Genomic DNA, 15,829 nt, shown 5'->3' with positions numbered 1-15,829 from the left:
ATGCACCGGACTCCTGCCGGTCTGCGAGATCGCCGACGAGGTGAAGCGGTGCCCGTTCGAAGGCGGAACAGTCGGCCGTCCTCCGCAGCGCCGAACTCCTCGATGTGCTCACGAAGCAGTGCGCCCAGGACGGGAGAGATGTGAACCACCCGAGTTTCCTTGGCCTCACGGAGCTTCAGCCCGCGATCCTAAAAGTTCTCCTCCCGTGTCGTTCCATCTCTTGTTCCCAAATTTGCGAGAGTCCATCGCCATCCCTTTATCGTCTTTTTCGCGAAGACTATCGGAAGGACCGACAAGACGATGTTTCCGTCGAAATGGAATTCGGACGGCAGGAATTGAATCACAGCCGTGGTCAGCGGTGATATCAGCCGCCTTTCCGGTCTGACCAGCGAATTTGCGGTACCGGTCCAAGTGGTTGATTACCACCACCTCTTCTCCGGCCACCACCGGGCAATTGCCCTCTGTACCGCGCGAGCTGGTCGAGTTGTTCTCGATATTCGCCCTCCGGCAGTCCTGCCAGGAAGCGACTCAGGGCTTCGCGCAGTTCCTTGGCATCCCGGTGCTTGCCTTGGGCATCAGCACGCTTAATCATCTCGAACAGGATGGACGCCTGATTTCTGTGCACCTCCTGTAGGGTCTTCTTTCCCTTCTTCGATGAGCCGGTCCTGCTGACATCAGTCGGGGGTTTCTTCGCCGGCTTCGGAGTCACCTGCGGCCCGTAAGCTCCCCCGTACATGCTCATCTGCTTCTTGGCCTGTATCTGCTGCCGTGGAGTGAGCTCGGGGATGAGTTCCTGCAACGCCGCCCGGACTCTCGCCGATGCCGCACGGTCGAGGGCGAGCCGCGCCCGCCTCAGTTCCGTGATCATGACCGTTGCCCTATCCCAGGCCGACGGCTGGGGTTTCTGCTTTTCGACGGCCTTCACCTCAGGTTCGTCGTGGAACAGGGGTGACAGATCTTGAGCGTGGATCGTCCATCTGAGGTCGCGCCCGCCGGAGTGGCTCTCCGCGACGACCAGCGCCGGGCCCACGACCTGGTAAGGCCGTCCGACGCTCAGTCCAATCGCCGCCTGGGGGAGCCTCACCCGAACGACTTCGGCCGGAAGGGCGGCGACCGGGCAGGAGATCTCGGCCTCGATGACCCGGCCCTCCGCGACTATGGGCGCCACGGTCAGGAGACTCACGCTCAGCGGGAAGCCGGTGACCGCCATCTCCGTTTGACGCTCGATCGCCGGAGGCGGCGTCGTCACGACCGCGTCGGCGTCCTGCGAGTTTTTCTGGCGGAGCAACTCGGCCAGCGGAGGGGTCCACAGGTGCCCCTTTTCGTCGAGCTTGCAGTCGGCGAGATCGGCGTACAGCGGAATCTTGCCGCCCACTTTGAGCCCTATCTGAACGGTTCGATGAAGCCCATCGTTCCGGCAGTCCACCGTGAAGGCGTGGCCCGTCCGCTTGATCATCTGCTTGGCGAGGGTGACGTGTGGGCCGAACAGCCACTCGACCCTCTTACGTCCCCGTCGATGCTCATCGTCGCGTCGAGGCCAATAGCGCTGCGGATCCCTGCGTAGATCGTCGCGGAGGGCAACGGCGATCAGCAGACCCGCGGTGGTCGTGATCGTCATGCCGGTGCAGGTCCCTCCCTGGCGGGGCACTGTCCCCTCCAGCATCACCGCTTTGACTCGATGGCCGTGCCTCTTCAGCCATTCCACGAGCGCGCGCCGAATGTAGAGGTGATCCGCGCTCGCCTCGTCGTTGCTGGTGCGCTTGCAGGTGACGGGCAGGTCGGAACCTTCGGGGTGATGGGCGAAATGGGGCACCCGCGAGGACCCGATACGGGTGTAGAGCTCTCGCCCGCAACCGCCGAGCCACACGCCGCAGAAGAATCGTTTCGCGCTGTATTTCGACCGCAGGAGGATCGCGTCAACCCGCTCGACCGGCATCAGGATCGGCTCGTGCGATTCGGGCGAGCTGAGCACTGCGGTCTGGACCTTACGCTTGTCCGTCATCGACACCCGCCTTGGAAGGCCTGAGAGTGCGGAAAGGCTACAAGATCGGGGCAGCGGTCAACAGATCACCGCTCCCGTCCGAGTGGACACCACGCGATGTGGTGTCCAGACGTCACGAATTTCTTCCGCCGCTTGACCGGCGAGATGAGGGAAACTGCGCTCGTTCGAACAGGTACTCCTCAGCCCGGAGCAGTTCACGCTCGACCGTCTCCGCAAGACTTCGATTGTCGATTAGCACGCCGAATTCAATGTTGCCGTGTTCGGCACTCCAGGAGAAGTTCGCGCTCGTAGTCAGTAAGAATCGGTGGTCCGCGATTAGGAACTTGGCGTGATTACGCACGTAGGCGCCGTCAAATTCCTTGGTCCGTAGCACGATCCCTGGGGCAAGGTGAGCGGCCAATTGCGTTATGGAGGGACTGCGGCCGGTGCTGGAGTCGGCGGCGCGTGTATCGAGATAAACTCGTAGTGCGATTTCCGGGCGTTGCGCTGCCCGTCTGAGCGCTTCCCACAGTTTGGAAGTGCGCTGGAAGTTGAACGTCGAGCAGGTGATGGACTGCCGTGCGCCTTCAATTAGATCGACTGCCGAGCTCGTAAGCGGCCCGGACTGAGCCAGATGACCCGGCATCGTCCAGATGGGGCTCAGCGTCGTGGTGATCGACCGCGCACCCTCCACAGCCCGCAAAACGGCAACCACCGCGTCCTTTCCCAACTGCGCAAGGAGTGCCCTGATCTCGGCACGCCGAGCCGTGGGGACAATGCGGAGCGCGGTGGTTAAGGTGTCGCCGTCACTCAGCCGGTCCGCTATCCCTTTGGCCTCGGTGGAGGTGAGCTGCTCTCCCAGTTCCCGCGCCGCGCCGCCGTCAGGCCACATGGCCGAAGAAGCCGAGCTCGCTTCCCGGAAGGTCGACGAGGAAGCGTCTGTCCAGGAACCGGTTGGCTCGCTCGCACGAAGTTTCCGATGCCATGGCGCAGCAGTGGCAGGCTGCTCCGTGCAGGAAGTCTTCCGGGTCCTGCGGGGTGCGCATGGCACAGATTGGGTCGGACGAGCATCGTGTCGCCCGGTGGAGCGCATTGCCCACCACCCGTGCGAGCCGTGCCGGTTCGCTGAGTTGCACCAGCCCGCCTAGGGTGCCGTCGCTGTCGGATGCCGTTGTGCAGATCAGCAGACCGGCCGCCGCGGCTCGTCCCTCGGCCTCGGGCCACGCGTACAGCCGCTCGCTGAGACTCGCCGCCGAGTAGCCACATGTGAGCGCTAGTTCACGTATGAGCACGTGTGCCAAGGTGTGGATCAACCAGTACCGTGGAGGCTTCAGCCGGGTGTCCGGGTCCACCATCTCGGCGGTCTCCGAGAACCTGCGGCGGAAGTTCCTCTGATGGGCGTCGCGATGGGCCCTCCACAAGGCGGTGTCGTAGACCCGCCCCTCCCAGGCCGCCGTTGCCGATTCGTCCAGTTGCAGGAAGATCCCTTCTCCGCGATCCTCGGTCGCTACCGTCCACTCCGGACGAGCAGCGCGAGTCACCGGGACGAGGCGACGCGGTAGATCACCCACCCTATCCATCGCATCAATCCGGGTGAAGCCAACGATGGCGTTCACCTTTCTGAGCCGCTCAGCCGCGAGCACGCGCGTGATCTCGGACCGTAGGTCAGGATCAAGCTCGCGTCTGGACAGCGTGAGACCGCTCATCTCGTCCTCGTGCCGCGCGCCAAGGGGGTCCTTTTGCAGGTAGCGCCATTCGGGCACGAGCAGGTCCACCGGATCCCAAGTACGGATGCGCTCCTCCTGCTCTTCGACCGAGGCTGGCGGCTGCGCTGCCATCTCGACGGCCTGAGTCAGGGCTGCGTCGGAGAGCCCGGAGACATCTACCTTGCCGTCGAGGACATCTCTGAGAATCTCCAGGTTGTGGCGATATTTCGCCAGCTTGTCGCCCAACGCGATCCGAATCCGGCTGGCCAAATCACTTGCCCGTTCCTCCTGCGACTCGGGCATCACGATGATCGACTGTGTGGCGGGAAACCAGAGGTTTGAGGCGCCGACCAGGATCAGCCGGGTGTCACGACCACACCCGCCCGGTTGGAAAGCGTCCAGATGCGGGTGACGACCTCGGCATTTGGGCAGATTGTCGCTGGCCTTCTCGCCCTGGGCCTCGTTCATGGGACGACTCAACCCGCACGACCCGCACATGATCGTCGCCGTGGCGCCGCGACCGGCCGTCCGATCGATCATTTTCAGGGCCGGGAACTCCGCATCCGAGCAGCTTCTGCCCCGATGTACCCACTGGTCATAGGGGAACTCGTCCAAATGTCCGTTCACACAGGCCAGCAGATAACGAGCCGGCACTGCAGGACGCCGGGCAGGTTTGCGGTTCTTGTCCCCCTTGCGCCCGGTGCACTTCGCGTGCTCGAAACAGGCGAGATCCGTCCGGAACGGATGGGTGTTGGTGTAGTCGAACTGCGACAGCGACCCCAGCATGTCGCAGCCGGTGCAGCGCAGCCATTGTGGGAAAACCCGGGCCGGCACCCCGAGATCGCTGCCCTCGTTCGACATGCTCAGCTTCTTGGCCTGCCACGGAAACGGCCGCAGCTCCACATCCGGAGAGCGCAGCAGCATCCGCACGACCTCACGGAGCCGAGGCGCGCGGATCTGTGGAATCCCGTCCCGTCGGCGCCAGATCCGGTCCCAGTCGTCCAGTCCGGTCGGCATGATCGTGAACTGGGGCAGGTCCATGATGGCGCCAGGGCCGTAGGTGTAAAGCAGGGAGGAGGGCCGCCCGGATCCGACCTTGGCACGGTTGTGCTTGCGCCCCTGCTCAGCCTCCCGGGCGGCGTCACCGAGGGGATCGACCGGGGACGAGGCGTCATAGATGAAGCGAGTGTCAGTCATCAGAGCCCCCCGGCACCTGCCACTGCGGCGCATCCATCGGCGGAATGTAGATCAAGTTGTCTTTGATCGGGCTGACTAGCAAGTTGATCTCCGGCTGCACCTCGCGCATGGAGTTGGCGACCACGAACGGTGCCGCGTCCCGGCTATCGGCCATTGACCGCGCGTTCTCGGCGCTGATCATCAGCGGGCCATACTGGGCATCGTCGAAGACTCGCTCATACACCAGCACCTTCCGCAGGTCGGCAAGATACTTCCGGCGATTCACCCACTGGTCGATCCGGTTTACGAGCCGTTGCCTGGCCAGCTCGGCGCTCTCCTCACCGCCGGCGAGCTGGACACGGCCGACCAGATCGTCGATCAGGCCAAGCACGAAGTCCCGCTGATTCTCGATCCGTCCCGCGCCGTCTTCAGGTGACAGTCCCGAAGGACTGGGCCCTTGCAGAACGCGGGCGGCGCTCACCAGGGCGCCATCGAGACCGCGTTCCATCGAGGTGACCGAGAACGGCGTCACCGACAACGCCTCAACCTGCGCGTAGAAGGTCTCGTGGTAGTGGCGGAACTGCTCGTAATGCGCCAGGTCCCGCGGCCGGGCCCAGTTGCCCAGGGTGACCACCAGGCCGGGACGGGCGGGATCACGGCCGACCCGGGAGGACGCCTGAATGTATTCGGCGGTGTTCTTCGGCTGCCCGACTACGAGCATGAGCCCGAGCCTGGTTACGTCCACACCGACCTGAAGCATGGACGTGGCCAGCACCACGTCGTACGGGGCGAAGGGGCGCGTGGGTGCCCGCTTTCCTGCCTCGCGCAGCTCCCGCAGCGCCTTCTTCCCGGCTGTTGAGTCGAAGGACGGATCGAACGGGATGGCCATCTGGTCGAGGGTGGCGGTGATGTCCGAGCTCGCGACCCGGGACGTCAGCTCGGCCAGGTGCAGGTTGCCGAAGTTTGTGCCGGTACGGCTGGGCAGCAGTGACCACGGCCGCCGCTTGGCCAGCGCGGTCTGCACGTCGTCACCCATATACCGGGACATGCCGGCGAGCTCGCGCGTGGCGCTGAAGTAGCCGACCAGAGTCATGTACGGGTCGGCGGCCACACCAGAACTGTTCAGCAGAAGCTGGGCCGCGGCCATGAGGACTTCGGCCACCCGGATCTCCGCGGTCGTGAGTCGAGTTCCGGTGGTGCTCAGCCCGAGATAGCGCCGGCCCGGGTTCTCGTCAGAGATCTCAGCTTCTTTGGAGAAGAACGTGTCGCCGGCATCGAGCACCTGTGGCGGGAAGATGGTCACATCCCGCCCATACAAAGCACGGACCTGGTCGGGCGCGTTTCGCGCCGTCGCCGTCGAGGCCACCACCAGGGGGCGTACGGCACGGCCACCGGGTGCTCGCCAGCTCAGCATGACGTCGATGGCCACCTCGAACAGGCCGACCGTGGTCCCGAGAGCGCCGGTGATCAGGTGCAGCTCGTCCTGAATGATCAGATCCGGCGGCCGGAGCCGGGGCACGGGACGGACTGCCGCGGCGGGCAACCCATCCTTCTTTGGGTGTTTGCTGCCGTCCTGGATGTCGCAGTGCCGATAGTCGGGGTGGACGAAGCCGTGCCGGTCACAGCGTCGGGATACGTATCCGAAGAGCGAGGCCGCCTCGCCCTCCCTGGCCAGCCGGGCGAACTTGTCCACGGTGGCGATGAGGAAGGCGGGAACCAGCCGATAGATCTCCTCATCCACGGTGAGCACCGGGAGACCGTCACCGATCTCGCCGCCCTCGGCGAAGGGGCAGCCCGACAGGTCGTCGCTGCAGTAAACGTGGATCCGGCGCTCAGCGGCGTGCGCCTTGACATTCCGTGCGCTGATCTTGCTGCCGCACCACGGGCATCGCTGGATCTGCAGCACCGTCAACCGGTAGCCATGTCCCTTGCTGGCCTTCTCAAGCTGTGCCGCCGCTTCGTCGAAGCGCTTGGGGCTGACATCAGTTCCGACCCATAGCCCGATACGGAACGGCTCGCTGCCCCAGGTGGCCGGATCCTTGGCACGTGCCAGCTCAGCCGCGCACACCAGCGCGGTGGCCCGCTGAAACTGCTGCGCGGTGAGCAGGCGCAGCGTGTAACGCATGAGCACGGCGGTCCCGGACCCGCCGTCAAGCTGCCCGTCCGGAGTGGCGAGTAGCCCCTGACGGCGTCGGATCGCGAAGGTGTAGGCGGCCAGGCCCAGGTACGCCTCGGTCTTACCGCCACCGGTGGGGAAGAACAGCAGTTGCGCCTTGGCCAGATCCCCGGAGCGGCGCTCAGAGGCCGAATCGGTGAGCGCGGGCAACTGCATGAGGATGAAGGCAAGCTGGAAGGTACGCCAATGCGCGTACTTCTCTTTCTTCCGTACGGTGTCGCGGGCGGCTTTAAGGCTCAGCTTCGGATCTCCCGCACGCGCCTGGGCGACCTGCGACTGGATGCGCTGGTCGGCCATGACCTGGTTCATGAAGCGAAAGCACCGCAGTGCCTCGGCGTCGGTGAGCAGATGTTCCAGCCCTTTAGCGAGCTGCCGCTGCACCTTGCGGGCTTCGCTGACGGCGTCCAGGCCCTCGTCACGCAGGTTCGCGGGGAGCTTTTCGGCCCGTTGTTGCTCGCGGTCGAGCCAGTCAGCATAGCCCTGGACGATCGGTTCGAGCCCGACCCGCAGCTCGTCCACGCCGGCTGCGGCCAGGTCCTCCATGCCGAGCAGCGCGTTACCGACCTCTTCTGCGGTGACCTGCGGCGTTTCGCAGGTCGGCAGCCAGGTCGTCCAGACTTCGCTGGCCCGCCGTGTCTTCTTGCCGGCTTTCCAGTCCACCGAGCAGGTCCGTCCGATGGCGAACTCCAGCCGGTCGCGGTACTGCAGCTTGAGCCGCCGTAGCTCGTCATCCGGCTCTAAGCGCGTGTCCTCCAGCGCGTCACGCACCGGCAGGAATACCTCGGCTCCATCTGCCTGGACCGAGATCTTGGTCTGGTAGAGCCAGGCGTTGACCGGGATCTTGATCGGGGTCACCCGGTCGTTGCAGAGCGCGATCTCAATCAGACGGCGGCCCTGCTCGGGATCGTCGTAGCGGTCGATCCGCAGGACGACTTTGTCCCTGAGTACGATTGTCGTGGACTGTTTCGGGTCGAGATCGTCCACCTTGATGGTATTGACGATCTCGATCGGGGTCCGCTTGTAGCGGCGGAGATTCCCCTTGTCCTCGGTCTTCTCCTTGATCGGCTCATAGACGCCCCACGAGGTGGTGACCGTGAAAGCCTCCAGGTCGAACGGGATCTGGCAGCGCAACCCCATCGACGCAGGGATCATCAACCCGCGCTGCTGCGGCTGGTCGTCGACGTCGTCCTCTTCGGAGCCGGCGCTGCTGTCGTCCACAGCGGTGACTGGTACGCCTCGGCTCTCCACGGCGTCGAGCGCGTTACCGACATCGGTGATGCCCTCGTCGGAGTCCGCGTCGCGCGGGTCACCCTTGCCGGTCAACAGCTTGACCGGAGCGATCCGGCCGATCAGATAAGCCGAGTCCGGGACACCGTCGAGGACTTCCTCGGGACCATTCGCCGGGCCGAGGATCTCGCGCTCCAGGATGTCAGTCAGATTCTCGCGAACGGTCCAGGAGCGGTCGTCCGGCTCATGCTCCAGCCGGTACGGCCGATGATCGCCGCGGAGGGGATGTGATGCACTCACTCGTCATCCCCCTCGTCGTCATCCTCCGCCGGAAGCGGCGCCTCCCCCTGAAGCGCGGCCCGTCGCAGGTTCTCCTCCAGCAGTCGGTCCAGCATCTCCACCCGCGCGACCGGGCCGACCGTCCACCGGGTCATCTGCCGGTACGTGTGGAACCCATGATTCAGTGGTAGATCACCCCACCCGTAAGCGTTCATCACAGTCTGATCCAGCTCAATGTGGATCTCCCGCAGCCGGGCCACATCCCGATCGGCCGCGTCGGAGATTTCCTCGTCATTGATGAGGTTGTAGAGCTTGGTCAGGCCGAGATTGCGGCGGAGCATGATCTCCCGGCGTTCGATGTCGAGCATCCGGCCGATGCCCGCCAACCAGTCGTTCGACTTCGGCCGCGGGAAGGTCTCGAATACGTCCGACGGGGTGTATACAGGATCACCAGTTCTTGTAGAGCCCCAGCAGGTCGCCCAGATCCTATGAATTGATGAGCTAACTATACCGAGTAGGTCGTAACCCTGACTGGCAAATACCACAAGCTTTTGATCGAATATTCGACCATTGTCTACTAGGTAGGGAATTTGAGTGGAACTCGTCTGGGCGATGATGAGTACCTTGTCTAGCTCCGCGATCGCCTTTCGCATGGCAGGGCTTCTCCTCCAGAAAAGCCACCACGGGGCATCTCGAACAGCCTTGTCTTTGTTGCGCATACGTTCCGGTCTCACTAGCTCGGCCACGCGCTGGTAAGGCAGTTGATACCGCCGAGCCTCCGATTCGGAGCGTTCGTTGAAGTCGATGACCCAGCGCGAGCCAGACGCGTCCGGACGAGAGTTAAGATCCTTGCCATGGATGTACGGGAAGAGAACTTCGGCGTTGTCGGGATCGGCCTCTATCCAGGCTGAAGCCTCCGATGGATCCAACACGAAGCCCATTCCCCGGACGACGCAGCCCTTGAAGGTGACCCCGGTGTTCTCTCCGAGCCGCACCGGGGTGCCCTTGACACGGCCGACGGGTTCAAGCAGAGTCGAGATCCGTTGCACCACGACGTCGTCGGCGACTCGAAACAACGAGTCCGGGATCTGCCGCTGGGTGCCCCAGATGGCGGCGTACCCCAGGTTGGCGCTTGCCACGGGCCATTTCCGGCTCTGGATTGACCGCGTTATGTTGAACCCGGCCTGGACCATCTGATCCAAGCCGACCCGCCGGGTCATGCCCTGGGCAATGGTGTTGGTGGCGATGAGTCCAAGATTCCCCCGGATCGTGAGCAGCGACATCGCCCGGTGAAAGAAGTAAGCGACCAGATCAGCGCTGCCCTTCGCACCCTTTGCCAGCACATTCACCAACCAGTCACGGATGTTGGTGCCCATCATCCCAGTGAGGTCCTGACCGCCCAGAAACGGCGGGTTGCCGATGATGGCGTCGAAGCCGCCCCGGTCCATCACGTCGGGGACGGCGACGATCCAGTGCAGTGGCCTCCATCGCTCGTAGTCGGTCCGGACGGTCGGCGTGAGCCCAGCCTCCAGGATCGCCTCCAGCATCCGGCGATCCGGGTTCCCGCCCCCTGCCGGGTAGGCGAGTTCCAATGCAAGTCGCAGGTTCTCATACGCCTCGCGGAGTTGCTTACCGGGCTTGCCTCCCCAGCGCAGACCAGCAGCGACCACGCCGTCGGCGATATCCGTGAGACCGGCGACCAGCTTCTGGTAGTCGCGCCACTGACGGCGCTTGGTGGTCGCCGAGCGCTGCGGGTCGGCGTCAGTGACCTCGGTGGCAAGCTGCTGCCGCAACCGGGCCGCCTTAACGAGCACATCGTCAACGTCAACGCCGAGCACCGACAGCTGTCCGCCAGCGGATGACAGATCGATGTGCATGTCCTTGAGCTGCTGCTCATTGGTTAGTCCGAGCAGCGAGTTGCCGTGCAGGATCTTGTCGTCGACAAACGAGAACGGCAGCTTCGGGTCGAGTGAGACGAGCCAGAGAGACAGCTTGCACATCTCGACGGCCATCGCGTTGATGTCCGCCCCATACAGGCACGACGCGACCACCATGCGGATCGCGTGGGTCTGAAGTTCGTGCGGCGTGCCGTACGCGACGCCCTCCCGCTGCCAGGCTTCGACCAGCCGTGCGGCCAGATACCGGGCGGCGCTCACGAGAAATGCGCCTGAGCCGCAGGCGATGTCGGCGATCTTAAGGTCAAGGATCCGGTCCGATGAGACCGGCTCCCAGTCGTCCTTGTTGGCGGTCTGGTGCGGGCCCGGCTCGAAGACCAACGGTTCCAACGCGTACCGGACAACGTCTTCGGCCAGCGATTTCGGAGTGTAATGGGCGCCGGCCGAGGCTCGTGACGGGGTCTCGATGACGAGCACGCCGCCGGGCTGGACGACGAACGGCCGGTTGCGCAGGTCGCGGCGGATCACCCCGATGAACGGGCGGAGCCGTGCCATCAGGTTCTCGTCCTTGGTGACCGAACGGACGGCGGTTTCGGCGTCGTCGATCTCACCGGTGGAGCGGATCGCTTTGGCGAGGGCGGCCTTGGTCGGGGGTTTGGCGGCGGGCTGGTGCTGTTTGACCCAGGCCAGGATCGCGTCGGCGAGCGCCGTGTCACTCTGCTTGGCGGCGGCCAGCGATTCGAGGACCGCGAGAGGCATTTCCGGCTCTTCGCCGGGGCTGCCGATCAGGCCGACGGTGACCTCTTCGACGGTGCCACACGAGTAGCCGAGCAGGCCCTCGTAGATGTAGCCGATCTGCTCAACGTCGATGTCGCGGAAGGAGATCCGGCGCGCGGGCTGCCCCTTGAGCTGGGCAACCTGGACCGCGCGCAGACCCTCCAGCGTCACGCGGTCGCTGACAGTGATCGCCAGCTGCCCCTGCTCGGTCAGCTTGATCAGGAAGGGGTAGCGGTCGGGGTCGAACAGGGAGCCGCCGTAGGAGGGCAGGCGAAGGTCTTCGAACGAGGCGCCATTGTAGAGCGCCTGCGAGGTGGCCAGCAGCCGGTGCCAGGTGAGGTGGGTGGCGTCGAGTGCTTCGGTACCCTCGTCGCGGGCACGGGTGTCCAACGCGTCGAGTTCGTCGCTGATGCCGTACCCCATCGTGAACAGCTGACTCTGCGGCAGCAAGCCGCGCTCTTCGGCGAAGAGCAGGAAGACGACGCGCATCATCACGGTGACGGCCGCTTCGTAGACCTCGGCTCGCATGGGGGGTAGGGGGTCGGGCACGCCGTTCCGCTGAACGTCCAGGGCAGCTTCCGACAGCGCCTGCACCAGCAGCTCAACGGCCCGGCGTACCTGAGTGCCGAGCGCTTCGGTGATCTCTTCGGCCGCGGCGACCGACTCACCAAACAGCTCTGTCAGCCGATCCTGTGGCTTGCCGCCGAGTAGGCGGCGACGCTGCAGCAGTTCGATGAACGCGTTGCGGACCTCGGGCTGGGCGATCCAGTCCTGGGCGTCGACGATGCCGGAGGCCGGCATGGTCTTCTCCCGGACGCTGACGATCGCCCACCAGCGGCCGTCGCTGACGACACCGATCGGCACGCCTGCCGTACGCAGGAGCTCTTCCATCCGGTCGATGGGGCTGGAGGCCCAGCCGTCGTCGAGCGGGTCGCGCAGCGAGTCGACCGGGTCGGTCACGAGCACGAGGGCAGCGGTCAAGTCTCCGTGGACTAGGGCACCTGTCGCACGTACGGTAACCGCGTGGTCGGGTGAACGGACTTCAATGCCGCCCGACTCCGTGACGTAGCTGTCGCCCCAGCCGAACACGTTCCGCAGGACGGTCTCCACCCAGGAGTCCCGCTCGCTCCGGTACAGGTCGAGTGAGACCTCGTCCCGGTTGTAGTCCCAGCTCTCCCATGTCTTCTCGAACGCGGGCTTGGCGTCCTTGAGGGTGGCCAGCGCATCAGGATCGGGCTGCGGGATGCCGCTCTCCCAGACTCGCTTGAGCGGCGGCACAGCCAGGAACGGGCCATCGGTGTCGACCAGCTCCAGCCAGGACCGGTGCAAGTCCGCGACCGTGGGAGCAGGCTTGCGGTTCATGCGTGAATCCTTCCGGCCTCGGCGTCCTGCGGGGTGAGGGCGAAAACGATCGCAGCGGCCGACACGTGCGGCTTGATGTCGGCGTACCGCTCCCGGATGGCGGCCACTTCGCGGCTCTCCTCCTCATCAAGGCCGGCCAGCCTGTCTTCCATTGCTCTCAGGTCGATGCGGCGTTGCTTCTGTTGGTCGTCAGCGAACAACAGCTCTTGCTCCTGCCTGCGGATCTCAGCGCTGAGCCGGTCACGCGACTCGCGCAGGTTGACCCGGAAGGCGGCGAAAATCTCGTGTGCCCGGGCGATGTCGGAGTCCCGGCGCTCCTGCAATGCCTCGGTCACCTTCTCCTGCCGGGACTCGGCCTTTCGCTCCATCGCGCGCAGCAGCCGAGAGCGGAGCTGCCCCTCGTCGGTGTTCCACAACTCCGCAAGGATCGCGCGGACGCCCTCATCGGCGAGCTTCAGATTCTCGGCGTCCAGCGCCTCGTCGAGGACCTGCTCCACCTTGGCCTCGGCAAGCGCCTGGCCGCGGACCCGGATACCGGTGAGGAAGACCTCCTCATGCAGTCGCAGCCCGCCACGCCCGACAAGGACCAGCCGGGAGACGGCGGCGACACACGACTGGGGCAGGTCGTCGACGACGACCGCGGTCACCCGGTGGACCGGGGAGTCCACGCTGAACAACGCGCTGCGCAGGATGCGGGCCGAGCGCTGCATCAACGCGTGTCCCAGGTGAATGTGGACCAGGTCGGAGCGGCCCTGTGCCGCCTGGTCGTCGAAGATGATGTTGCGCAGTTCACCGGGCGCGAGGCGAGTGTCCAAGCCACGCAGGGCGGGCTGCCAGGCCGTGCTCAGCGACGGGATCTGGAAGACCTGGGCGTCGGTGTCCACGTCGGGGGTTTCCACCAGCGGTGGCTGCGCAGTGAGCGAGAGCGCGGTGTCGACCACCCTGCGGGAGTTGGCCGGGGTGAGGTGCATCTCGGCTTTGCGGTCGTCATACGTGCGGGACAGCTCGGTGAGCCGCCGGTTCAGCTCCATGCCACCGGCGAGTGCCCGGTTGATGATGGCGTTGCCATCGTCGGGAGCCGTCACTCTCGCCTTGCGGGAGGCGCCCGTGGGGCTGAAGTGGTTCTGAATGTCGGCGTCGATGACCTGGTTGACCGAGCCGAGGTCCTGCGCAACGTTGCCGACCTTCTCTGCGATGCGCCGCATGAAGTCCATGTCCGCCGCATAAGTCGTCGAGTTGGCAATCGGCGCGAAGTGATAGATCTCCGGGGTCTTGGTCTGGCCGTACCGGTCGATCCGGCCGATCCGCTGCTCCAATCGGGACGGGTTGAACGGGATGTCGAAGTTGACCAACCGGTGGCAGTAGTCCTGCAGGTCGATGCCCTCGCCGGCCGAGTCTGTGGCCAGTAGCACCCGGACGTCGTGCTTGGATGGGTGCTCGGTGAAACGGGCGCGGATCAACTCACGCTCTTCAGCTGGAGTGGAGCCCTGAATGACCTCCAGCTGGTCCTTGTAGCCGCGGGCACGCAGGATGCGGGCGATCCACTCCAATGTGGCGGCGTACTCGGTGAAGACGACGACCCGTTCGTGGCTCCATGTTCCGTCCGGACGACAAGTGGCGTCGAGGAAGGTGATCAGCCCTTCCAGCCGGGAGTCCGGCTTGTTCTCGTAGCCTTGGCCCCAGTCGATGAGCCGTTCGATGTCCTTGCCGGTGGCGGCTACCAGCGGATCGGAGCCCTTACTGTGCCGAAGCGCAGTGAACTCCGGCTGCTCAATTTGGCCTTCCTCCTCATCTGACTGCTGGCTGCCCAAAACCTCTTGGAAGTAGGAGTCGTCATCGTCGAGGGAGAGCAGGTGACCGGTCGTCCCGGAGTTCTCGTATTGCTCTAGGGTCAGCGCGAACGACCAGGGGCTGGACAGGAACCGCTTCTTTAAGAGCATGGCGACGATGTCGCCCGAGCGGCCCTTGCCGTTGGTCCTCGCGCTGCTGGTGAGGATCTCGTCGAGCAGCGCGAAATGCTCCTGCTCCTTCGGGCTGGGCGAGAAGGGGATCTTCTTGAGTTGCCGGGCCTTGAAGCCCTTGTCCTTCAGGTCGGCCTTTAGACGGCGGACGGCGACCTCGCGCAGCGCCCGCTCGTCGAGATTCGCGCCGCGGCTGAAGCGGCGACCGTCGATCATCTCCAGGAGCGCGGTAAACGACTCGGGGTAGCCGTTGTGCGGGGTGGCGGACAAAAAGAGCCGGTGTTCGCACCTTTCCGCCAGCGCTTTGGTGGCCAGTGTCCGCTTGCTGTCCACGGCGTAGGCTCGGCCGCCGGTGATGGCGGTGGGACCGGCCGGGGCGACATGGTGTGCCTCGTCCACGACCAGCACGTCGAAGGCGTATCGCCGGGCGGAGCCGCTGTCGCGCGCATCGGAGTAGACGTCGCGCAGGAGACGCTGTGCCCGCAGTGTGGGCACCCAGGCCATGCTCACGATGACCCTGGTGAAGAGCCGGAACGGGTTGGCGTGCAGGCCGTGGGTCCGCTTGACCCGTGCCATCAGATCGCTGTTGACGATGACGAAGTCGAGACCGAACTTCTCCCGCATCTCGTCCTGCCACTTCAGCGCGAGGCTGGGCGGGCAGACAATGATCACCGAGCGGGCGCGGTGCCGCAGTAGCAACTCCTGGACCACCAAGCCGGCCTCGATCGTCTTACCGAGACCGACGTCATCGGCTAGGAGCAGGTTGGTCCGCGCGGCTTGGAGCGCGCGGCGCAGCGGCTCAAGCTGGTAGGCCTCGATGTTAGCGCCGCTGCGGAACGGAGCTTGGTAGGAGTTGGCGTCGGCTGAGGTGACCGCACCCCACCGCACGGCATCCACGAAGGCGGCGAGCGTGTTGGGATCGTCGAAGGCGTCGGGGCTGATCTTCTCGGGGAGTCCTTGGTCGGGAGCGACGGTGTGGCCAACCTCAAGCTCCCAGACGACCGCGAGTTCCTCGCCGAGCCGGTCCTCTTCCAAAGACTGGAGGCCGACGACGTGCGTCAGGCCGGGCGTTCCCTCATCGGCCGGGCTGCGCGGCAATCCCTGGGCTCGCACGTAGGTCACGGCCCACATCGACCCGCGGACGTTGACCACCTGGCCGGGGTCAGGCAACGGCGGTGCCTGGGTGCGCGTACCCCGGGTGTCAGCTTGGATCGCCACGTCCGTCTCCTTTGTGCCCGCCATCAAGCAGCGCGCCCAATTGTGGCGAATCTTTGCGATTTTCGCAAGGA

6 protein-coding genes are annotated in these 15,829 nt (G+C 65.0%); all 6 read right to left on the bottom strand.

Annotation, left to right across the window (positions count from 1 at the left end; all coding sequences use genetic code 11):
- Positions 1-364: 364 nt before the first annotated feature.
- The 6 genes from QSK34_RS33255 to drmD all read right to left on the bottom strand — a co-directional run bounded on the left by QSK34_RS33255 (position 365) and on the right by drmD (position 15,758).
- Positions 365-2,002, bottom strand: coding sequence for a competence protein CoiA family protein (locus QSK34_RS33255; RefSeq protein WP_285590116.1), 1,638 nt, complete (start codon positions 2,000-2,002; stop codon positions 365-367).
- Positions 2,003-2,114: 112 nt separating this feature from the next.
- Positions 2,115-2,873, bottom strand: coding sequence for a DISARM system phospholipase D-like protein DrmC (gene drmC / locus QSK34_RS33250; protein ID WP_285590113.1), 759 nt, complete (start codon positions 2,871-2,873; stop codon positions 2,115-2,117).
- On the bottom strand, positions 2,863-4,884 hold the full coding sequence (gene drmB / locus QSK34_RS33245; RefSeq protein ID WP_285590110.1) for an MrfA Zn-binding domain-containing protein: 2,022 nt from the start codon (positions 4,882-4,884) through the stop codon (positions 2,863-2,865). The genes drmC and drmB overlap by 11 nt, the downstream gene beginning before the upstream one ends.
- Positions 4,877-8,566 (bottom strand): DISARM system helicase DrmA, encoded by a 3,690-nt coding sequence (drmA, locus tag QSK34_RS33240; RefSeq protein ID WP_285590109.1) that lies wholly within the window; start codon positions 8,564-8,566, stop codon positions 4,877-4,879. Before drmA ends, drmB begins: the two co-directional genes overlap by 8 nt.
- Positions 8,563-12,579, bottom strand: a complete 4,017-nt coding sequence (locus tag QSK34_RS33235; protein ID WP_285590106.1) for an Eco57I restriction-modification methylase domain-containing protein — start codon at positions 12,577-12,579, stop codon at positions 8,563-8,565. Before QSK34_RS33235 ends, drmA begins: the two co-directional genes overlap by 4 nt.
- The gene (gene drmD, locus QSK34_RS33230) at positions 12,576-15,758 is read right to left on the bottom strand and encodes a DISARM system SNF2-like helicase DrmD (protein ID WP_285590103.1); all 3,183 of its coding nucleotides are present in this window, start codon (positions 15,756-15,758) and stop codon (positions 12,576-12,578) included. Before drmD ends, QSK34_RS33235 begins: the two co-directional genes overlap by 4 nt.
- Positions 15,759-15,829 lie beyond the last annotated feature (71 nt).

It is taken from the genome of Herbidospora sp. NBRC 101105, assembly GCF_030269205.1.
GTDB lineage: Bacteria > Actinomycetota > Actinomycetes > Streptosporangiales > Streptosporangiaceae > Herbidospora > Herbidospora solisilvae.
This window is presented reverse-complemented; position numbering and strand designations above follow the sequence as displayed.